The organism is Nonomuraea sp. NPDC050643 (assembly GCF_040654715.1).
Lineage (GTDB): Bacteria > Actinomycetota > Actinomycetes > Streptosporangiales > Streptosporangiaceae > Nonomuraea.
Genome location: NZ_JBFAIM010000006.1, coordinates 256,522 through 276,567 on the forward strand (window position 1 = coordinate 256,522; position 20,046 = coordinate 276,567).

At 72.6% G+C, this 20,046-nt stretch carries 16 protein-coding genes and 1 pseudogene; 11 read left to right on the forward strand and 6 right to left on the reverse strand.

Annotation, left to right across the window (positions count from 1 at the left end):
• The first annotated feature begins 230 nt into the window (after positions 1-230).
• Positions 231-1,628 carry a hypothetical protein gene (locus AB0I15_RS10450; RefSeq protein WP_358092667.1) on the forward strand — a complete coding sequence of 466 codons (1,398 nt, stop codon included), beginning with the start codon at positions 231-233 and terminating at the stop codon, positions 1,626-1,628.
• On the opposite strand, the gene AB0I15_RS10455 is transcribed toward AB0I15_RS10450, so the two are convergent.
• The 4 genes from AB0I15_RS10455 to AB0I15_RS10470 are packed head-to-tail and all read right to left on the reverse strand — an operon-like array spanning position 1,615 to position 5,555.
• A complete protein-coding gene (locus AB0I15_RS10455; protein ID WP_358092670.1) occupies positions 1,615-1,998 on the reverse strand; it encodes a hypothetical protein in 384 nt (127 codons plus the stop codon). The genes AB0I15_RS10450 and AB0I15_RS10455 overlap by 14 nt on opposite strands.
• The gene (locus tag AB0I15_RS10460) at positions 1,995-2,249 is read right to left on the reverse strand and encodes a hypothetical protein (RefSeq protein ID WP_358092673.1); all 255 of its coding nucleotides are present in this window, start codon (positions 2,247-2,249) and stop codon (positions 1,995-1,997) included. The genes AB0I15_RS10455 and AB0I15_RS10460 overlap by 4 nt, the downstream gene beginning before the upstream one ends.
• A complete protein-coding gene (locus tag AB0I15_RS10465; protein ID WP_358092676.1) occupies positions 2,246-3,424 on the reverse strand; it encodes a hypothetical protein in 1,179 nt (392 codons plus the stop codon). Before AB0I15_RS10465 ends, AB0I15_RS10460 begins: the two co-directional genes overlap by 4 nt.
• A 28-nt stretch (positions 3,425-3,452) precedes the next feature.
• Positions 3,453-5,555, reverse strand: a complete 2,103-nt coding sequence (locus AB0I15_RS10470; protein ID WP_358092679.1) for a helix-turn-helix domain-containing protein — start codon at positions 5,553-5,555, stop codon at positions 3,453-3,455.
• A 990-nt stretch (positions 5,556-6,545) separates the two neighbouring features.
• Between AB0I15_RS10470 and AB0I15_RS10475 the strand changes: the two genes are divergently transcribed.
• Positions 6,546-7,562, forward strand: a complete 1,017-nt coding sequence (locus AB0I15_RS10475; protein WP_358092682.1) for a BtrH N-terminal domain-containing protein — start codon at positions 6,546-6,548, stop codon at positions 7,560-7,562.
• Between the two features lie 67 nt (positions 7,563-7,629).
• Entirely contained in the window at positions 7,630-10,482 is a 2,853-nt protein-coding gene (locus tag AB0I15_RS10480) for a beta-galactosidase (protein WP_358092685.1), read from the forward strand.
• Positions 10,483-10,487: 5 nt separating this feature from the next.
• Here AB0I15_RS10480 and AB0I15_RS10485 read toward each other — a convergent pair whose 3' ends face one another.
• The gene (locus AB0I15_RS10485; protein ID WP_358092688.1) at positions 10,488-10,820 is read right to left on the reverse strand and encodes a putative quinol monooxygenase; all 333 of its coding nucleotides are present in this window, start codon (positions 10,818-10,820) and stop codon (positions 10,488-10,490) included.
• A gap of 236 nt (positions 10,821-11,056) precedes the next feature.
• Between AB0I15_RS10485 and AB0I15_RS10490 the strand changes: the two genes are divergently transcribed.
• The 5 genes and pseudogenes from AB0I15_RS10490 to trpA all read left to right on the forward strand — a co-directional run bounded on the left by AB0I15_RS10490 (position 11,057) and on the right by trpA (position 15,468).
• A complete protein-coding gene (locus tag AB0I15_RS10490) occupies positions 11,057-11,752 on the forward strand; it encodes an ABC transporter ATP-binding protein (RefSeq protein ID WP_358092691.1) in 696 nt (231 codons plus the stop codon).
• Between the two features lie 96 nt (positions 11,753-11,848).
• Positions 11,849-12,848: pseudogene (locus AB0I15_RS10495) on the forward strand (LLM class flavin-dependent oxidoreductase).
• Positions 12,845-13,375 (forward strand): NADPH-dependent FMN reductase, encoded by a 531-nt coding sequence (locus AB0I15_RS10500; RefSeq protein WP_358092694.1) that lies wholly within the window; start codon positions 12,845-12,847, stop codon positions 13,373-13,375. Before AB0I15_RS10495 ends, AB0I15_RS10500 begins: the two are co-directional and overlap by 4 nt.
• A 42-nt stretch (positions 13,376-13,417) precedes the next feature.
• Positions 13,418-14,644, forward strand: coding sequence for a tryptophan synthase subunit beta (trpB, locus tag AB0I15_RS10505; RefSeq protein ID WP_358092697.1), 1,227 nt, complete (start codon positions 13,418-13,420; stop codon positions 14,642-14,644).
• A gap of 26 nt (positions 14,645-14,670) precedes the next feature.
• A complete protein-coding gene (gene trpA, locus AB0I15_RS10510; protein ID WP_358092700.1) occupies positions 14,671-15,468 on the forward strand; it encodes a tryptophan synthase subunit alpha in 798 nt (265 codons plus the stop codon).
• Between the two features lie 88 nt (positions 15,469-15,556).
• Here the strand turns inward: trpA and AB0I15_RS10515 are convergent, their stop codons facing one another.
• The gene (locus AB0I15_RS10515; RefSeq protein ID WP_358092703.1) at positions 15,557-16,354 is read right to left on the reverse strand and encodes a GntR family transcriptional regulator; all 798 of its coding nucleotides are present in this window, start codon (positions 16,352-16,354) and stop codon (positions 15,557-15,559) included.
• 122 nt (positions 16,355-16,476) lie between these two features.
• Between AB0I15_RS10515 and AB0I15_RS10520 the strand changes: the two genes are divergently transcribed.
• The 3 genes from AB0I15_RS10520 to AB0I15_RS10530 all read left to right on the forward strand — a co-directional run bounded on the left by AB0I15_RS10520 (position 16,477) and on the right by AB0I15_RS10530 (position 19,972).
• Entirely contained in the window at positions 16,477-17,643 is a 1,167-nt protein-coding gene (locus AB0I15_RS10520; RefSeq protein WP_358092848.1) for an endonuclease/exonuclease/phosphatase family protein, read from the forward strand.
• A gap of 77 nt (positions 17,644-17,720) precedes the next feature.
• The gene (locus AB0I15_RS10525) at positions 17,721-19,025 is read left to right on the forward strand and encodes a vWA domain-containing protein (RefSeq protein WP_358092706.1); all 1,305 of its coding nucleotides are present in this window, start codon (positions 17,721-17,723) and stop codon (positions 19,023-19,025) included.
• Positions 19,022-19,972 (forward strand): DUF6569 family protein, encoded by a 951-nt coding sequence (locus AB0I15_RS10530; RefSeq protein WP_358092709.1) that lies wholly within the window; start codon positions 19,022-19,024, stop codon positions 19,970-19,972. The genes AB0I15_RS10525 and AB0I15_RS10530 overlap by 4 nt, the downstream gene beginning before the upstream one ends.
• Positions 19,973-20,046 lie beyond the last annotated feature (74 nt).

Here is a 20,046-nt window from a genome sequence, read left to right on the forward strand (position 1 = left end):
GCCCATGTGCCTGTTTTTCGTCAATAACCCGGAAAAAAACACTGCAACTCCCGTATATGCCCTATGAGCTGGGAAAACAGGCGTACGCGGGCTTGGCAAAGCTTGTAACGTTCCCGTAACAAGGCTCGCGCGGCGACGGCACGCGTCCGGGCATTGAGTCATCGCCCGGACTCAGGTGAGATCGAAGGATGAGCCGCCGGCGCCTTTCGGTCGCCCCGTGGAGGGGAGTGGTGGCCGCGACGCGGATTCGCAGGCTCGTCGATCGGCACGCCGGCCCGGCCCTGCGCCTGGCCGGCCTGACCGTCACCGGTGACCTCGACCTGGGCGGCACGACCATGGAGTTCGACCTGGAGCTGGTCGACTGCGTGATCGACGGCGCGCTGCTGCTGACGGGTGCGTCGGGCCGGCGCGTCGACCTGACGGGCACGAGCGTACGGCGCGTCGCGGCCGACGCCTTGCGGCTCACCGGCGACTTCGTGCTGCGCGGGGCGCGCGTGGGCGACGCGACCGGCGTCTCCCGGCCGCTGGCCGGCTCCGGCGGCCCCGGCGGGGACCGGGTGGTGGTCGCCCAGCGGGTGCTGGAGCACTCGGTGCCCGCGGTGTTCAGGGCGTCCGGCGCCCGCATCGACGGTGACCTCGTCCTGGAGGACACCCGCCTCGTCTCCGACCGGCAGTGGACGCTCTTCGCCGAGCGCATGTGGCTCGGCGGTTCCCTCAAGGCCGCGCGGCTGTCATCGACCGGCGCCCTGTACCTCCGCCAGGCGCACATCGGCGGTCAGGTCCTGCTCAACGGGGCGGACGCGGGCGGGGTGGACCTCACGGCGGGCGAGGTGAGCCTCGGTTTCTGCGCCGACTGGGGCTTCACCGCGCACGGCGAGATCCGCCTGCGCGGCGCCCAGGTCGGCAACGTGGTGACCTTCCACGACGCGCTGCTCTCCCCGCCCGGAGGAGCGCTGAACCTGGCCCGCCTGCGTACGCCCCGCCTGCGGCTGGACTTCCGCGACGCGCCGGGCGGATGGGTGGTGCTGCGGGACGCGCAGGTCGACTCCCTGGTCGACGCCGAGCAGGCCTGGCCGGCCGAGGGGCGGCTCGACGTCGAAGGGCTCGGCTACCGGCGTATCGCCTCGACCGGCCAGGTCGACGCCGGCGGCCGCGTGCGCTGGCTCACCAGGGACCGGCGGGCGAGCGCCGGATCCTTCGAGCAACTGGCCCTGTCCTACGAGAGATCGGGGGACGCGCGCGGCGCCCGCATCGTGCGCCGGGCACGTGAACGGCACACGCGTGCGAAGGACGGGCTCCCCGGCCGCCTCTGGGGAGCGCTTCAGGACCTCCTGTTCGGATACGGGTACGTGCCTCATCGAGCCCTCGGCTGGCTCCTGGTCCTCGTCGCGGCCGGCTCCACCTGGTTCGCCCTGCGCCCACCCGGCCCGACCCGGAAGGAGGGCCCGGCCTGGGACCCGGTCCTCTACACGCTGGACCTGATCATCCCGATCGCCAACCTCGGCCATCGCGCCGCCTGGAACCCGCTGGGGGCGGACAAGGTGGTCGCGGTGGTGCTCATCCTGGCCGGCTGGCTGCTCGCGACCGCGGTCATCGCGGGGGTGGGCCGCGTGTTCAGCCGTTCCTGAGATCCGGCCCGGGCTCGCGCTGGAGCTTCCAGAGGAACTGCGTCAGGTCGGCGACGGCGTCCTCGAAATCCAGCCACAGCGCCGCCCAGCCCCTGATCTCCTCGATCGGCGCCGGGTTCTTGCGCGTGAGGATGATGATCTCTCCGCCGTGCCGGCGCAGTTTGCGGGCGCAGGCCCGGAGGTCGTCCGCGAACTCGCCGCGCGGGAGCAGGGTCTGCAGCTTGGCCAGATCGTCGAAGAGCATCTCGAGCTTCGCCACGATCTGGTCTTTGTACTGCTCCAGCGTGTCCGGCCCGGCGCTGCGGCGGCTGATCTCCTCGGTCAGGGTGAGGGCCCGGCCGAGGATCTTCTCGTAGATCTCCATGTTCACCGGTTCTCCGTGCCCAGCATGGTGACCAGGATCCTGCTGGACCACTGCGCCCGGTGGCTCGCCCGGGCGCGTGCGTCGGTGGACAGGGCCGGACGGGCCGCCTCTCTGATGGCCTCCCGCAGGTCGTCGATGTAGCGCCACATGTGCGGCGGCATGGCGGTGAGCCCCGCCCGCTCGGCCTCCAGCATCGCGCGCAGCGCGTCCGCGTCGTCGTGAAAACGCCGCCATCCCTGCCCGGGATCGAACCTCATGCGAGCTCGGCACGCAGCCGTTCCCATGCGAGACCGCCCGGACCGCGGTGCTCTCGCGGGGTGGCGTCGCGGGCCGTCCACTTCTCCGTCAGGACGCCGGTCACGCGGGCGGCCAGGCGGAGGAACCACAGCCACGTTCCGTCGTCCTGGTGCCGGGCACGTCCGACGAACATCAGCGCGGCGGCCACCAGAGCCAGCCGCCGGTGGACCGCCCACTCCTCGCCGAGCCCCTTGCCCGCCAGCCATCCGGCCCACTCCTCGCCGAACCGGCGGATCAGCCGCACGACCTGCGGAGGCAGCGCTCCTGGCGCGGTTTCCCCCTCCGCCAGCGCCTCGATGAGCGCGACGCGCAGCTCCTCGCCCAAGGCCGGAAGCTCACGGGCCAGGACGCAGAGCAGAAGATGGGCGCCGTCCCCCGCGCGCGGCGCGGCCGGGCCGAAGCGATCGAGGTCGATGAGGATCCACTCGCGAGGGAGCCCCGGCGACCTTCGCACCAGGATGTTCCCGAGGTGCAGGTCCCGATGGGCCGGGCCCAGGTGGATTCCGCGCAACCGCCGGCCGCCGAGACCCTGCGGGTCGAGCAGGGTGAAGGGACCGCCCAGCGGGTGGCGCCCGTGGAGGAGCCCCTGCTCCGTGGCCCACCGGTGGACCTTGCCTCCCTCGGCGACCCTCTCTCCGAGCATCAGGGTCATGAACTGCCGTACGGACATGTCCGCGCACGCGCTGGCGGGGCCGGGTCTCCACCGGGTGAGCATCGTCCCCACCACGCGGGCTCCCGTCTGCGCCACGGTGTCGAGCTCCAGGGCGGACAGCGGAACGAACTCGCCGAGGTCGTCGCCGCCGACGCGCTGAACCGCCAGGGCGGAGCCGTCGCCGACGTCGATGACGTCCACCATCTCCGCGAGGTGCCGCTGGAACGCGCCCGCCGTCTCCCACGCCTGCCTGGCGCGCTCGATCTCCGCGCGCCGCCGCGAGAGCTTGACGACGAACTTCTGGTGATCCCCTCCGACGCGGTCCTCGAAGTAGAGGCACGCGACCTTGGCGCCGCTCTCTCCGCCGCCCAGGACGCGGTCCAGCTCCACGTATCGTCCCCCGCCCAGCCACCCGCGCAGGCGCGTGGCGGCTGCCAGGCCGAAGAAGTCCGCGACGGATGCGGATACGGTCTCCTGTTTCAACGTTGCTCCGGTTTCACGATGATCGGGGTCAATGGGGGCTCCGCCGCCTGGTGCGGACGAGGCCGTCGCGGATGGCCGGGCAGCGCAGGTCGTACCCGCCGGGTGTCCGGCGCAGGAGCCCGTGCCGTACCGCGTCGTCGAGCCAGGCCCTCGCCTGCCAGGGCCGGCTCAGGAAGATCCCGGCCAGGCCGTTGGACAGCCTGCGTACCGGTGAGGTGCCGTGCCGCTCCCAGCGGCCGAACTCGCCGCCGCCGGCGATGATCAGGGCTCTCAGCAGCCGGGCGGCCAGGTGGGGGGCCCGGCGGCCGGGCCGCCCCGGCGGCGCCGCGAGTACCGCGGGCACGATGCCGTCGAGGAGGAAGGCGCGCAGCACCGCCTCGTCGCCGCATCCGGTGAGGTCGGCGGGGTCCTCGTGACCGGCCGAGTAGATGGTGCGCGCCATGAAGACCTCGAGCGGGCGGGAGAAGGCCTTCGCCAGCACGCTGCCGGAGTAGAGCAGCTCGTCCATGACCGGTGCCCACTGGTGTGCCCTCCGGGGAGGCACCGCCTTCTCCAGATAGGTGATCACGTCGAGGCTGTTGACCGATTCGGGGTAGATGAGGCCCGCGCCCGCGATGCCCTTCCGCGTGGGCAGGAGCGTCTCGGTGTACTCCTTGGTCCGGCATGTGACGATCAAGGAGTCGCTCGGGCCGAGTGACCGGTTGATCCGCTCGATCGCACGTGTCCGGTGGCCCGGCGGGAGCTCGTCGAGCCCGTCGAGCAGCGGCAGCACCCGGCCCGCGCGTACGAGGTCCCTGGCCGCGTGCGCGCCGAAGAGCTTCGCGTCCGCCAGACAGGGGAACTCGTGCCGCAGCCGCCGCTGCAGCCATGCCTTGAACGGCTCCTTGCCGGGGTTCCACGAGTTCAGGCGCAGGATCACGGGGACGGGATCACGCGGCCCCGCCGTGTCCAGCAGCTCACGCGTCAGCATCAGCAGCAGCGAGGTCTTGCCCGCGCCGCCCTCCCCGAGGACGACGATCCGCCTGCCCTGTGACTGCTGAAAACTGGCGGCCGAGACGAAGTCGAGCTCCCCGCGCGGCGCGTCCTCCGTGGCGAACGTGCCCAGCAGGCCGTGGTCGTCGGTCCTGCGCCAGGAGATGCGCAGCGGCGCGGGAGCGAACAGCAGCCGTGCCTCCGTCTCCTCCCTGACCTGGGCCGAGACCGCCTCAGCCAGCGTGAAGGCGGCTCGTCCGAGCCGGTTGGGGGAGGCGGCGACCATGGCGCGGGCCGCTCCGGCCGAGTCGCGCCGCGCGCGCAGGGCGCTCACGCCGACGGCGAGCATCACCACGGTCATCTGCAGCAACGACACCGCGCTCGGCGCCGCCCCGCCCGCGAGGAGGGCGAGCAGGCTGGTGGGCACCATCAATCCCGCATAGGTCAGTACGGCGCGCTTCGACCCGCCCCGCCGGGCCGTCGGCGCGGCGGGCACGGCGGGGGCCTCCATCACGGGGACCTCCGCGACGGCCTTGCCGCGAGGGACGTCCGTGTCCTTGATCCGCCACCACGCCTCCTTCCACGGTGCGAGATCCCGCTCCTTCGTGACGCCGCAGGCCAGCAGGAACGCCGTGAGCAACTCCAGGGACGGCGGCCGGTGCTCGCGGTTCAGGGCGTCGCAGAGCGTGCTGGTCGGCAGGCTGGCGCCGAGCGCCTGAGCCCGGTCGCTCAGCTCCCTGAGCGACCGGTTGCCCGTCGAGACGCGCAGCGCGACCATGGCTTCGAGCAGGTCGGCGACGCTCCGCACATCCGACGGATGAAGGGGGGCCGGCCCGTCGGCCGCACCCTTGGAGCGCGCCGCCGAAGCCGGTCGCTCGCCCGCCCCCGGGAGGGCGCCCTGACGGGCGTATCGGTCGGCGGCCTCCCACCGCTGTCGCCATGCGAGGGGGTCGCCACCGCAGGCGGTGACGTACGCCTCGGTGACCGGCCAGGACGGCAGCCGGGTGCCGGAGGTCGCCATCGAGATGGCGCCGGCCGAGTAGTTCGCCAGCGCGGCCACTCTGCGCTGCGTCAGGCCGGCTTCGGCCCGCAACGCGCGCAGGCCGGTGGTCAGCTCCGTCACAGGGTCGCCGGACAGTAATTTCGCGTCATGTGGCATGAGGAGGTCCCGGAAGGTGGCTGTCATATCGGTGCGCGCCCTCGCAGCGCATCACCCGATCCCAGTGGAAAATCCAGATGTCCGGCGACTCGCCGCACGCCTGGACAAAGGCGCCGGCCAGTTGCCGGCCGGGAAACTTGTCCCCGTTCTGTGCGTTGTAGAGCGAGGTGGCGCTATAGGGAACTCTGCGCGCCATGGCGCGGAAAGTGATACGTTTCTTCGCGCGCAACCGGCTAAGTGCGTTCATGTAGCCGCGGGCGCAGCCATCGCACGCGGGATGGTTTCTTTTTGCGGGCATGACGGTGTCAGGAACCTGTCCTTGTATTTCCTGCAGATGAATGCCGGAAAAAGCTGGGCATGGATGTTTCGTCGATCGGTGAGGTCCGGACGCTGAGGGCTGCCTCCCTCGTGGAGGGCCCAGTATCGCTCTTTGCCAGTCCGTGGCGCTAGCTGTGATCAGCTTTAGTGAACAGGGTCGGGGCACTTCACTTGAGAATGAGCTAAATCCGCATCTGTCCTTATTGAGGGTATTTCGCGGCTCGGACAGGGCGAAGTGCACAACAGTCATGTGCTCGGTGAACTCCAGCGCGCTTTGTTCGACGCGGCGCAGGTGAAAGCGTGGTGACCGGTGTCCGGGACGCTGTCATTCCGTCCGGACGCGGAGTTGTGGGCCTGGTGTGCGCCCCGTGCGGCCCCCGGTTCTGGCTTACTTGAGGCGCTGGGCAACGTCTGATGGTCCGGACGCTCCTTGCTGAAGGCCCCCCCTGCCAGGGGGGCCTTCAAACCCGTGCTCGGGCGGGCGGGGTAAAGTGACACCAGGCGCCGTCCCGCGCCCGACCTCCTGACCACGCGCCCACGCCGTGCGGCCACGCGGAGGCAGAGGGGATCGATGTCCTCGGGGCGAGGTCTCAGTTCGTGCGGGTTCTCTGGACGGCGGGCCGTGCAGCCGGAGCGTGGGTCCTTGCACCGCGCCGCCTCGGGAGCACCGCCATGACCGAACACAAGCACCTCAAGCGCCGCGTACGCGACCGCATGGCCAGGACCGGCGAGTCCTACACCACCGCGCTCCGCCACGTCGCGGGCCGTTCGCGCCACCACCACGAGTCGGCGCTGCTGCGGCACGTCCTCGGTGACGACCACTCCGAGGCCATGCTGCTCGGGCTCGGCGGCGGCATCGGGTTCATGTACTTCGTCTTCGAGTACAAGGGCCACCCTCCGATGCTGACCATCGTCGCCCAGGCCCACCCCGAGCCGATGATCCCGCTCGCGCTGTCCAGGGCCCGGGTCCCGCACGAGGTCAGGCGGACGGGCTCGGCCAGGGTCGCCGAGCGTCATCTGCGCGCCGCGCTCGACGCCGGGCGGCGGCCGATCTGCCAGGTCGCCCGCAACCTGCTGCCCTGGCGGGACGCGATGCCCTTCCCCGACCCCGTGGACGTCGCCGTGACCGGGCTGTCCGGCGACACCGTACGCGTGCGCGACGACGCCCCCGTCGAACTGCCGCTCAAGGACTTCATGGCGGCCTGGTCGGCGATCCCCAAGTCCAGGCACAAGCTCGTCGAGGTCACCGGCCCCGCGACCGGGACGCCCGACGTCGCCGGGGCGATCGAGGACACCGCCGCCAAGCTGACCGGGCCGGTGCTCGGCAACGCCTTCGACGTCAACTTCGGGCTCTCCGGCATGCGCAAGCTGGCCGCCCAGCTCGCCGACACCACCGGCAAGCAGGGGTGGACCCGCAGGTTCGCCGACCTGGGCCCGGCGCTCGACCGGCTGAGCGAGTGCCTCGAAGTGGAGTACACCGCGCCGGGCGCCACCCGGCCGCTCTACGCGGCCTTCCTGGCCGAGACCGGTCACGCCGAGGCCGCGGCGGTCTACCGGGAGGCGGGCGCGCGCTGGTCCCGGGTGGCCGAGGCGGCGTCCGCGCGGCTGTCGCCGGCCGAGCTGGCCGGGCTCGTGGCGGAGGTCGTGCGGCTGGAGGAACAGGGGGCCGGGCTGCTGCTCGGCCGTTGACTTTTGTTTGGATGGTCGCCAAATTAAAGGGGCTGTGTCGTAGCCGGCCGACCCCTGGAGGGCGACCATGAGGCGCTTGCTCTCGGTGCTCCTCGTCATGCTCCTGGCCTGCGCCGCACTGGTCGTTCCCGGGCACGCCGGGACCGCGCGGGAGGTGACCTACGACAAGTACTCGCTGATGGTGAACGGTCGCCGGATCGTCCTGCAGTCGGCCGAATTCCACTACTTCCGCCTGCCCAGCCCCGAGCTGTGGGCGGATGTGATGGAGAAGTTCAGGGCGGCCGGGTTCAACGCCGTCTCGCTCTACTTCTCGTGGGCCTACCACTCGCCGAAGCCCGGTGTGTACGACTTCACCGGCGTCCGCGACGTGGACCGCCTCCTGCGCGCCGCCCGGCAGGCCGGCCTGTACGTCATCGCCCGGCCGGGGCCCTACATCAACGCCGAGAGCACCGGCGGCGGCTTCCCGGCCTGGCTGAAGACCGTGCCCGGCCGGGCACGCAGCAGCGAGGCGGGCTACCAGGCCGCCTACCGCGAGTGGCTGCACCGGATCAACCCGATCATCGCCAGGCACCAGGTCACCGGCGGCGGCCCGGTGATCCTCTACAACGCCGAGAACGAGTACCAGGTCAACACCGACGCCGCGTACATGCAGGACATCCAGGACCAGGCGCGGGCCGACGGCATCGACGTGCCGATCACCACCAACGACTGCTGCGACGCCGGGTCCTGGAGCTCGACCTGGGCGACCGGGCCCGGCGCGGTGCAGATCCCGGGCGTGGACGACTACCCGCAGTCCTTCGAGTGCGCGAACCCGGACCTGTGGGGCCCATGGGGCGAGGGGCTGACCGAGAAGCTGCGCGACGACATCCCGGTCTTCGCCGCCGAGTATCAGGCGGGCGCCATCGACCTGGGCAACGCCGGGTACGACCGATGCCGCGAGCTCACCGGCCCCGCCTTCATGAAGTTCTTCTACAAGAACAACCTGATCCAGACCGGCGCGACCATGTTCTCCTACTACATGGGCTACGGCGGCACCAACTGGGGCTGGCTGGCCCAGCCCAACGACGTCTACACCTCCTACGACTACGGCGCCGCGATCACCGAGGCCAGGCGGCTGACGCCCAAGTACGACGAGTTCAAGCGCCAGGGCTACTTCCTCCAGGCGCTCGCCCCGCTGGCCAAGACCGACGCGGTCACCTCGCCCGCCACCCCGGCCGACGCCGCCCTGACCACCGTGGCCCGGGCGAACCCGGACACCGGCACCCAGTTCGTGCTGGTCAGGCACACCGACCGGGCCGCGACGAGCACCGACGGCACCACGCTCGACTGGGCCGCGCCCGACGGCCGCCACCAGGTGCCCGTCCGGGTCAAGGGCCGCGACGCGCACGTCCTCGTGGCCGGCTACGACCTGGGCGGCCAGCGCCTGGCCGTGTCCACCTCGGAGATCATGACCCACGCCGCGATCGGCGGCCGAGACGTGGCCGTCCTGTACGGCCCCGCGGGCTCACCCGGCGCCACGGTCCTGCGGTACGCCTCGCGGCCCTCGGTGAAGGTGCTCGAAGGACGGGTGTCGGCCACGTACGGCGGGGGCGACCTGCGTCTCGACTACACCCACGAAGGGCTCGCCCGGGTGCTGGTCACGGGCGGCGGGCGGCGGCCGCTGCTGCTCCTGATCGGCACCGACGAGGCGGCGGCGCGGTTCTGGCGGGCCGAGACGGCCACGGGCCCGGTGCTGGTCCGCGGCACCGAGCTGGTCCGCGCCGCCGCCCAGCGCGGCGACACCGTGAGCCTGGCGGCCGACACCGTGGCCGGTGAGGTGGAGGTCTTCGCGCCGCCGCAGGCCGGACGGCTGCGCGTCGGCGCGGACGAGGTGCGCGTCACCCGCACGGCGAGCGGCTCCCTGCTCGGCGTCACCCGGGGCCCTGAGCGGGCGCACCTGCCCGCGCTGACCGGCTGGCGCGCGCACGCCGAGGCGCCCGAGGCCGCGCCGGGCTTCGACGACTCCGGCTGGACCGCCGCCGACCGCACCACGACGATCAGCCCGCACCAGCCGAAGACCCTGCCCGTCCTGTACGCCGACGACTACGGCTACCACTACGGCAACGTCTGGTACCGCGGCCACTTCACCGCCACCGGCTCCGAATCCCGGATCGACCTGAACGCCGTCACCGGGCTGCGCGGCAACTACCTGGTCTGGCTGAACGGCCGCTATCTGGGCTCGGCGGCGGGCGGCGTCGAGGCGGACTCGGGCGACCAGTGGACCCCGCCCAACCCCGACCCCGGCCCCGGGCACTTCGACATCCCGGCGGGCCTGCTCAAGGCCGGGGCGGACAACGTGATCGCCGTCCTGGTCGCCAACATGGGACACAACGACGACTGGATCGCCGACGACCTGCGCTTCAAGCAACCGCGCGGCCTGGTGGCCGCTTCTGTCGGTGGCGCCGTCGGTGGCGCTGCCGGTGGGACGCCGGTCGCCTGGCGGATCCAGGGCACCGCGGGCGCCGACCGGCTCCGCGGCCCGCTCAGCACCGGCGGCCTGTACGGCGAGCGCACCGGCTGGCATCTGCCGACATATTCCGACAAGTCGTGGAAGCCTCCGGCCGCCACCCTGCCCCCCGGCGTCACCTGGTACCGGACCTCGTTCCGCCTCGACCTGCCGAAGGGCCACGACGTCCCCATCGGGCTGCGGTTCGGCGGGGACCCGTCGCCCGCGTACCGGGTGCTGATCTTCCTCAACGGCTGGAACGTCGGCCAGTACGGCGCCGACATCGGCCCCCAGCGCGAGTTCTCGCTCCCGGCCGGGCTGCTGGCCGAGCACGGGAGCAACACGCTGGCCCTGGCCGTCACCGCCGAGGAGCCGGTGGCGGGGCCGGGGCCGCTCGGCCTGTTCGCCTACGGCAACGTGCGAAGCGGGCGCTGAGCGGCTCAGCCGCGCTCGGGCACGGCCATCTCGCCCAGCTCGGACCAGTCGTCCTGCGGGATGGTGGCGTTGACGATGCGGGGCGTCGCGGCGAGGTAGGGGGGCAGCGTCTGCTGGGCCTGCTTGAAGTGGGCCGACTGCACGTGCGCCGCCCCCGCCTCGCCGTCGCGGAACGCCTCCACCAGGACGTATTCGGTGGAGTCGTCGAGGCTGCGCGACCAGTCGAACCACAGGCACCCGGGCTCGGCGCGGGTGGCCTCGGTGAACTCGCGGGTGATCTCCGGGAAGCGGTCGGCGTGCTCGGGCAGGACGCGGAACTTGGCGGTAATGAAGATCATCGAATCGGCTCCCTCGCTCGGCGGCGTTACGCGTCGAGACTAGCGGCGGAGAAATTCCTATATCTCATGTAGGGAATGTTGACTTTAGGTGCGGGCCCTCGTAGGTTCGTACACATGAGCCAGGGCCTTTACCTGACCCGGCGCCCGCATGTGGACTTCTGCCACGTCGCCAGCGCACAGTGTCACTGATCACGTACCACGTCCCTGTTCCGTCCCTCCTTCCCGAGGACCTCAACGTGATCAAGATCAGTATCCGGAACGTGACCCAGACGTTCCCGGCCAGAGGCGGCGCCGAACCGTACACGGCGCTGTCCGGCCTCGACCTCGACGTGCGCGAGGGTGAGCTCCTCCCGCTCGTCGGCCCCAGCGGCTGCGGCAAGTCCACCGTCTTCGCCCTCATCGCCGGGCTCGTCCGGCCGAGCTCGGGTGAGGTGCTCATCGACGGCGTGCCCGTGACGGGCCCCGCGCTCGACCGGGGTGTCGTCGTCCAGCAGTACACCCTGCTCCCCTGGCGCTCGGCCCAGGCCAACGTGGAGTTCGGGCTCGAGGCCAGGGCCGTGCCCAGGCGCGAGCGGGCGCGGCGGGCGCGCGACCTCCTCGAACTCGCCGGGCTGACCGGGGACACGGAGCGTTACCCGTCCGAGCTGTCCGCCGGCGCGCGGCAGCGGGTGGCCCTCGCCCGCAGCCTGGCCTTCGACCCCGGCGTGCTGCTCATGGACGAGCCGTTCGCCGGGCTGGACGCGCGTACGCGCGAGTCGCTGGCGGAGGACCTGCTCCGCGTCTGGCGGCACACCGGCAAGACCGTGCTCTTCGTCACGCACGACCTCGACGAGGCCACCCGCCTGGGCGGCCGGGTCGCGGTGATGACCGGCGCCCCCGGCCGGATCAAGGAGATCGTCAGCGACCGTGAGGCGGTGGCCACCCATGGCTGAGACCTGGCCCGACACCGCCGTCGAGGGGCTCGAGGGCGACGTCCACTGGTACGACCTGCCCGACGACGAGGCCGAAGAGGCCGGCTGGGAGACCACGTGACGAGAAGGCTGCGCCTGAACGCGTTCCTCATGGGTGTCGGCCACCACGAGGCCGCCTGGCGGCACCCGCGCACCGAGCCCGCCCGCCTCACCGACGTCCGCCACTACCAGGAGCTGGCCAGGATCGCCGACCACGTCGGGCTCATCGCCACGGTCTCGACGACGTACAACGAGCCCTTCCACGTGGCCCGCAAGTTCGCCTCCCTCGACCACATCAGCGGCGGCCGGGCCGGCTGGAACATCGTCACCTCCGCCGGCGAGGCCGAGGCGCTCAACGCCTCCCGGTCGCCCCAGGGGCATCCGCTGCTGGTCCAGGCCGGGTCGTCGGAGGAGGGCAAGGAGTTCGCCGCCCGCCACGCCGAGGCCGTCTTCACCGCGCAGCAGACCCTGGAGGAGGGACAGGAGTTTCTACGCCGACATCAAGCGGCGGCTGGCCGCCAACGGGAGGGGGCCCGGCGAACTGCTCGTCCTGCCCGGCATCTCGCCGATCATCGGCTCGACCGAACGGGAGGCGCTACGACTGGAGAAGGAGCTGGAAGACCTGATCATCCCCGCGTACGGCCTGGCGCAGCTCTCCCGCATGACCGGCCTCGAGCTCACCGAGGACGACCTGGACCGGCCGCTGCCGGACGTGCCCGCCGAGACGGAGGGGGCGCAGAGCCGCCGCAAGCTCGTCGTGGACCTGGCCCGGCGCGAGCGTCTCACGGTCGGGCAGCTCATCGGCCGCCTGGCGGGCGGCCGCGGCCACCGCGTCGTGGCCGGCACGCCGGAGCAGATCGCCGACCAGATCCAGGAATGGTTCTCCGGCGGCGCAGCCGACGGATTCAACATCATGCCGCCGATCCTGCCCGCGGGCCTGTCCGACTTCGTGGACCACGTGGTGCCCGAGCTGCAGGTCAGAGGCCTCTTCCGGTACGAGTACGAAGGACGCACCTTGCGCGACAACTATGGCCTGGCAAGACCCCGCTCCCGCTACGAAGTGGCAGTGGCCTCATGAGCATCGTCACCCTGGTCGGCAACCCCCGAGAAGGCTCCAGGACCCTGGCCGTGGCCGGCGCGGCGGCGCGCGCGGTCGGGCTGCGGCTGTCGGCCGTGGGCTCCCACGACGTGGTGGACCTGTCCGCGCTCGGCCCGCACCTCCTCTCGCCCGGAGCCTCGCCCGGCGTGGAGGTCGCGCTGGAGCTCGTACGGGAGGCGGACGTGCTGGTGGTGGCCAGCCCGACCTACAAGGGCACCTACACCGGGCTGCTCAAGGCGTTCCTCGACCGGCTGCCCCCGGACGCGCTGGCCGGGAAGGCGGCGCTGCCGCTGCTGGTCATGGGCGACGCCAAGCACGCGCTGGCGGTCGAGGTGCACCTGAGGCCGCTGCTGGTGGAGCTGGGCGCGTTCGTGCCGACGCCAGGGCTGGCGGTGCTGGAGTCCCAGTTGCCGCAACTCGATGACGTCCTGTCGGCCTGGGCCGATCGCGTGGCTCCGCAGGTGGCCTGGAGAGGGGAGGTGGCGGCGCGGCCGTCCATCGTGTAGAACTGTTCTAGAAGACTAGAACACGATGGGTGGTGAGGGCTCGTGGACGACGGGCTTTCCGGGCACGACGGGCCGTACTTCGGCGGGTTCGGCGGGCGGTTCACGCCCGAGGCGCTGGTGGCGGCGCTGGACGAACTCGACGTGGCGTACCGCAAGGCGATCTCGGACACGGAGTTCCTCGGCCGGCTCGACGCGCTGCTCCGGGACTACGCGGGCCGGCCGAGCCTGCTCACCGACGCGCCGACGTTCGCCCGCCACGCCGGGGGCGCGCGCGTCCTGCTGAAGCGCGAGGACCTCAACCACACCGGCTCCCACAAGATCAACAACGTGCTGGGCCAGGCGCTGCTCACCGTGCGGCTGGGTAAGCGGCGGATCATCGCCGAGACCGGCGCCGGCCAGCACGGCGTGGCCGCCGCCACGGCCGCGGCCCTGTTCGGTCTGGAGGCCGTGGTCTACATGGGCGAGGTGGACATGCGCCGCCAGGCGCTCAACGTCGCCCGCATGCGCCTGCTCGGCGCCCGGGTGGTCCCCGTGACGTCGGGCTCGCGCACGCTCAAGGACGCCATGAACGAGGCCATGCGCGACTGGGTGACCAACGTCGAGCACACCCACTACCTGATCGGGTCGGTGGCCGGTCCGCACCCGTTCCCGGTGATGGTGCGCGAGTTCCAGCGGGTGATCGGCGCGGAGGCCCGGCAGCAGGTGCTCGACCTCGCCGGGCGGCTGCCGGACGTCGTCTGCGCCTGCGTCGGGGGCGGGTCCAACGCGCTCGGCGTCTTCCACGCCTTCCTGGACGACCCCGTGGTCGAGCTGGTGGGGCTGGAGGCGGGCGGGGCCGGGCTCGAGATCGGGCGGCACGCGGCCGCCATCTCCGGGGGCTCGCCGGGGATCCTGCACGGGGCGCGTACGTACGTGCTGCAGGACGCGCACGGGCAGACCCTGGAGAGCCACTCGATCTCGGCCGGGCTCGACTATCCGGGGGTCGGGCCGCAGCACGCCTGGCTGCACGAGCGCGGCCGGGCCCGCTACGAGTCGGTGACCGACGCGGAGGCCATGGAGGCGTTCGAGCTGCTGTGCCGTACCGAGGGGATCATCCCGGCGATCGAGAGCGCGCACGCGCTGGCCGGCGCGCTCAGGGAGGGTCGGCGGCTGGGGCCGGGCGGGGTCGTGCTGGTGAACCTGTCCGGGCGCGGCGACAAGGACGTGGACACGGCGGCCCGCTACTTCGGCCTGCTGGACGAGCCGGCCGAGGGGGCGACGGGCGCGTGACCGGGACCGTGAGTGGAAGGGCCGCGGTGAGCGCGCGGGAGGCCATCGAGCGGGCCGGGCGGGAGGGCCGGGCGGCGCTCATCGGGTACCTGCCCGCCGGGTACCCCGACGTGCCCACGTCCGTGGCGGCGATGCGGGCCATGGTCGCCGGCGGGGTGGACGTCGTGGAGGTCGGGCTGGCGTACTCCGACCCGCTCATGGACGGGCCCGTCATCCAGCGGGCCACCGAGGCGGCGCTCGCGGGCGGGGCCACCCCGGCGGACGGGTTCACCGCCGTCCGGGCGCTGTCCGGGGTGCCCGCGCTGGTCATGACGTACTGGACGCTGGTCGACCGCTACGGGGTGGAGCGGTTCGCCGCGGACCTGGTGGCGGCGGGCGGCGCCGGGCTGATCACGCCGGACCTCATCCCGGACGAGGCGGCCCACTGGCACGCGGTGGCCGACCGGCACGGGCTCGACCGCGTGCACCTCATCGCGCCCACCTCCAGCCGGGAGCGGATCGAGCTGGCCGCCCGCTCGTCGCGCGGCTTCCTGTACGCGGCCTCGCTGATGGGCGTGACGGGGGAGCGGGAGGCGGTGAGCGCGGGCGCCAGGGACCTGGTGACCCGGGCGCGGGAGGTCGCCGACCTGCCCGTGTGCGTCGGGCTCGGCGTGGGGGACGGCACGCAGGCGGCCGAGGTCGCCCGGTTCGCCGACGGGGTGATCGTGGGCACGGCCTTCGTCCGCGCGCTGATGGACGCCCCGGACGTACCGTCGGGGCTGGCGGCGGTGGAGGCCGTGGCCCGCGAGCTGGCGGCCGGAGTCCGGCAACGAGTCCCGGCCTGACCCACCCACACCCGGAGCACGGTGAAGTCCGGATGCCCGCCGGCCTTGGATCTCGTCCGAAGGGGCGCGGGCCGGTGGGCGGCGGTGGTCAGTGGTCCAGGCGCAGGGTGACGGCCGGTTCTTGGGTTGCCTGGCGTTTGGTGGTGAAGACCAGGTGGGACGCGCACATCAGGGCCCGGTCCGCCAGCAGGGGCCGGTCGGCCGCGTCGTAGGTCACCCGGGTGCTCATGAGCGCCGCCCCACCGGCCGGCCGGCGCAGCAGGGCCGCCTGCTCCTCCGACAGGACCACGGGCTTGATCGCCTCGGTCGCCCACGCCGGTGACGCCCCGCCGCGCTCCTCGATGAGCCGGTAGAGCGGCACCCGCCCCAGCTCGTCGTCACCCAGCTCGGCCGCCGGGCCCGGCGGCACGTAGGAGAGCTGGTGGATCACGGGGGAGCCGTCGACGACCCGCAGCCGCTCGATGGCCGTGACCTCGGTGCCCGGCTCAAGGCCCAGCTCGGCCGCCACCCAGGCCGGGGCCGGCGGCCGGCGGACGCCCAGCAGCACCGTCTCCAGGTCGATGCCCTGCCCGGCGAGCCCCTCGGCGAGGCTGCCCAGGCTGTTGAGCCCGTAGGGGATCACGGTCCCGGCCACGAACGTGCCCAGGCCGTGCCGCTGCTCGATGCGGCCCTCGGCGCTGAGCCGCTGCAGGGCCTGCCGCACCGTCATGAGGCTGACGCCGTAGTAGGTGCCGAGCTCCCGTTGCGAGGGCAGCGGCTGGCCGGGCTCGAGCTCGCCGCCGTCGATCTGGGCGAGCAGATGCCGGTAGATGGCCTGATATTTCGGCTCGCCGCCCTGAGACCCCGTGAGCTGCGGACGCGGCCGGCCGCTCGATGACGTCGGCATGTGCACCCCCTCCGCGCCGGTTCCAACGGAAAAGCCTACTGGCGCTCGCCGCCGGGAGATGCCATGATCCGGGCGAGGTGAGCATCGTGACGATCCTCTTCCGGTGTGCTCTGGCCGTCGTCGTGGCGGCCGCCGTCGTGCCCCTCTGGGCGGGCCCCGCCGAGGCCGCGGACCGGGTCCGGTTCGCCACCTTCAACGCCTCGCTCAACCGCGCCGCCGAGGGGCGGCTCGTCGCCGACCTGTCCACGCCCGGCAACGCGCAGGCGAAGGTCATCGCCGAGATCGTGCAGCGGGCACGCCCCGACGTGCTGCTCATCAACGAGTTCGACTTCGACGCCGCCGGCACGGCGGCCCGGCTGTTCCAGGACAACTACCTGTCGGTGGGGCAGGGCGGGGCGCGGCCGATCACCTACCCGCACCGGTTCACCGCCCCCAGCAACACCGGCCTCGCCTCCGGCTTCGACCTCAACAACGACGGCGCCGTGGTGACCACGCCGGGCGCGGCCGGCTACGGCGACGACGCGTTCGGGTTCGGGGCCTTTCCCGGGCAGTTCGGCATGGTGGTCTACTCGCGCCATCCGATCGACGTACGCGAGGTGCGCACGTTCCAGAGGTTCCGGTGGCAGGACATGCCGGGCGCGGTCCTGCCCGACGGCTGGTACTCGGCGGAGGAGTTGCGGGTGCTGCGCCTGTCGTCCAAGAGCCACTGGGACCTGCCGCTCCGGATCGGGCACCGTACGGTGCACTTCCTGGTCAGCCATCCCACGCCACCGACATTCGACGGCGCGGAGGACCGCAACGGCCGGCGCAACCACGACGAGATCAGGTTCTGGGCCGACTACACCCGCCCCGGCGGGGGCGGCTACCTCTACGACGACCGGGGCCGGCGCGGCGGGCTCGCGCCGGGCGCGGCGTTCGTGATCGCCGGTGACCAGAACGCCGACCCGAACGACGGCGACAGCTATCAGGGCGCGATCCACCAGCTTCTCGGCCATCCCCGGATCGACGCCCGGTTCGCGCCGTCGAGCGCCGGCGCCGTGGAGGCCGCCGCGCTGCAGGGCGGCGCGAACGCCACGCACACCGGCGACCCGAAGTACGACACGGCCGACTTCTCCGACACCGCGCCCGGCAACCTCCGAGCCGACTACGTGCTGCCGGCCAGACGGCTGAAGGTCGCGGGCGGCGGCGTTTTCTGGCCGCCATCGGGCGACCCGCTGTCGCGGCTGACCGGCGTGTTCCCGTTCCCCAGCTCGGACCACCGGCTGGTCTGGCTCGACGTCAGAAGGTGACGTCCGCCTTTTCGCATTCAGCCCGTACGCGAAAAACCAATGTGATTTCGCGAAGCACATTCCTAAACTTTCATCTCGTGGAAATCCCAACTCTTCTCACGCATTTCCGGACTCATGACGTCCCACTGGTGCTGTCCAGGGGCGGCGGGCCGGTCTGGGACGACGCGGAGCTCCACCGGAGTGCCCAGCGGAGCGACCCCGAAGGGTACGCGCTGCTCGCGCTGGTGCCCGGTGTGCTCCCCTGGCAGCGCGCCCGCGTGCTGCTCCAGACCCTGGCCACCTCCCAGGACGGTCTCGGCGAGCGGACCCGCGTCACGCTGGCCAAGGTCACCAGGGCGCTCATGTTCGGCCTGCCGCCCGCGCAGGCCGTCACCGCGCTGCTGGCGGTGCGGCGGCTACGGGCCAACCACAAGCACACCACCCGGGCCGCCGTCGCGTTCGTCCTGGAGCACCCGGAGGCCGACGCGCTCATCGAGGCGCGCCGCCCGGCCCTGGTCGACTGCTTCGAGCACGCGCTCGGCAAGGCGACCGCGCGCGGCTGCGCCCGGCTGATCGCCGAGGGCGACACCGGCTCGGAGCACCTGCGCACAAGCCTGCTGCGCTTCACCTCCGACCCGGCCACGGCGATCGCGCGGGTCCGGGCCCTGTACGCGCCCGGCACGTACGGCGCCACGGCCCCGCAGGAGCCACCCGTCCCGCTCGACCCGGCCACGGAACACCAGCCGATCGTCACGCCCACCAACCGGGGCGACATCGCCGCGACGCTGGTGCACCTCTACCGGGGCGGACCGGCGGCGGAGCTGCGCCCGGCCCTGGCCGGCTACGTGGCCGAGGCCGTCCGCGGGCTGCCCCGCCTGGCCGGCGACGTGGCCATGGTGCTCGACACCTCCGGCTCCATGCGCGGCTACGGCGAGCGCGAGTGGGCGGTCATGTCGCAGGCCGCGGCGCTGCGGCTGGTGCTGGCCGAGCTCTGCGACCGGCTCACGGTCGTCGAGACCGGTGGCGCCGAGCACGACCCGCGGGGCACGACCGACCTGGCGGGCGGCCTGCTCGACGCCCTGGAGACGGCGCCCGACCTGGTGGTGATCGTCACCGACGGCTACGAGAACCACCTGCCGGGCGACCTGGCCAGAGTGGCGGCCACGCTGCCGCGCGCCGGCGTCACCACGCCCGTGGTGCTCTGCCAGGCCACGTTCAGCCGGGGCGACGACCTGACCCTGCGCGACCCCGCGCCGGAGCTGCCGCGCCGGCCGTTCTGGCACCAGGACGACCTCGCCGGGCTGCTGCCGTGGATCTTCGGCCACTGCGCGCCCGGACGGGAGTGGATCCGATCCGCCATGCTCACCCGGCTGCTCACCCGACCGGAAGGAGGACCGACATGACCAGCCTCGACACACTCCTGCCCACGCCGCTCGACCTGCGCGGTCACCAGGCGGGCACCCCGCAGCGCGCCGGCGCGCTGACCATGGTGCCGATCCACGGCCCGGAACGTCCCGGCATCGTGGCGCCCCGCTCCGGGCTCAAGCTCAAGCGCGTCGTCGGCTACGGCCAGGTGGAGCTGCAGAACGGCGCCCGCGAGGGCGTGTCGATCGTGCCGCTGCACCTCGGCTACATCCAGGACCAGGCGCAGAACCACGCCCTGTGCGCCGCGGCGCTGCTCGGCGCCGGGCAGACCAGGCGCTTCGACGACGCCTGCTGCGTCCAGGCCGGCCAGGGCGGCTACCTGGAGGGCCGCGACCAGTGGTTCTTCGTGCTGCCCGTCGAGCTGCGGGCCCGGGCGCTGGAGCTGCGTGGGCGCAAGGACTACGCCAAGCTCTGGCCGGACATCAGCGAGCTCAACCGCGCGTACGGGCTGCCCTCCCGGGGGCACCTGGAGCAGATCCTGTCGCGCAAGCGGTCGACGCTGACGCAGTTCCAGAGCCGGCTGGAGCTGATGCCGGGGCAGCTCGGGGCGCTGTTCTTCGTCGGTGACCGGTTCGCGGGGCTGGAGCTGGCGCCCGACGCGGCGTACTTCGCCGAGATGTGGATGGCCCTGGTCTGCTTCGCGTACGGCGTCGCGGCCTGGCGCGCCGAGCCGGCCCGGACGGATGCGGTGCCGTACGAGGCGGAGAGCCTGGCCGGGCTGCGCGCGGAGCTGGCGCGCGACCGGGCCGCCCGGCTGGCGGAGGTGGCCACCTGGCTGCCCGCCGTCGGCGGCGACGTGGGCCTGGTCGAGGAGGAGCGCTACCTCGACCTGCGGCTGTCGACCCTGACCGGGGACGGGCTGGCCGGCCAGGTGGTCACCGAGCACGGACGGCCCGTGTACGCCTCCGTCTTCGCCCGCCGGTAATTCGGTTGCGGCGCAGGCGGGGCGGCGGTTGAATGATCAGTGCGGGAACTGCGCTGGGCGCGGCGAACAAAACC

What these genes read in the sequence shown, in the direction of transcription:
- AB0I15_RS10460 (WP_358092673.1), bottom strand. Translation starts at nt 2,249, where the DNA reads ATGAGGTTCGATCCCGGGCAGGGATGGCGGCGTTTTCACGACGACGCG.
- AB0I15_RS10470 (WP_358092679.1), bottom strand. Translation starts at nt 5,555, where the DNA reads ATGCCACATGACGCGAAATTACTGTCCGGCGACCCTGTGACGGAGCTG.
- AB0I15_RS10475 (WP_358092682.1), top strand. Translation starts at nt 6,546, where the DNA reads ATGACCGAACACAAGCACCTCAAGCGCCGCGTACGCGACCGCATGGCC.
- AB0I15_RS10480 (WP_358092685.1), top strand. Translation starts at nt 7,630, where the DNA reads ATGAGGCGCTTGCTCTCGGTGCTCCTCGTCATGCTCCTGGCCTGCGCC.
- AB0I15_RS10485 (WP_358092688.1), bottom strand. Translation starts at nt 10,820, where the DNA reads ATGATCTTCATTACCGCCAAGTTCCGCGTCCTGCCCGAGCACGCCGAC.
- AB0I15_RS10500 (WP_358092694.1), top strand. Translation starts at nt 12,845, where the DNA reads ATGAGCATCGTCACCCTGGTCGGCAACCCCCGAGAAGGCTCCAGGACC.
- AB0I15_RS10515 (WP_358092703.1), bottom strand. Translation starts at nt 16,354, where the DNA reads ATGCCGACGTCATCGAGCGGCCGGCCGCGTCCGCAGCTCACGGGGTCT.
- AB0I15_RS10530 (WP_358092709.1), top strand. Translation starts at nt 19,022, where the DNA reads ATGACCAGCCTCGACACACTCCTGCCCACGCCGCTCGACCTGCGCGGT.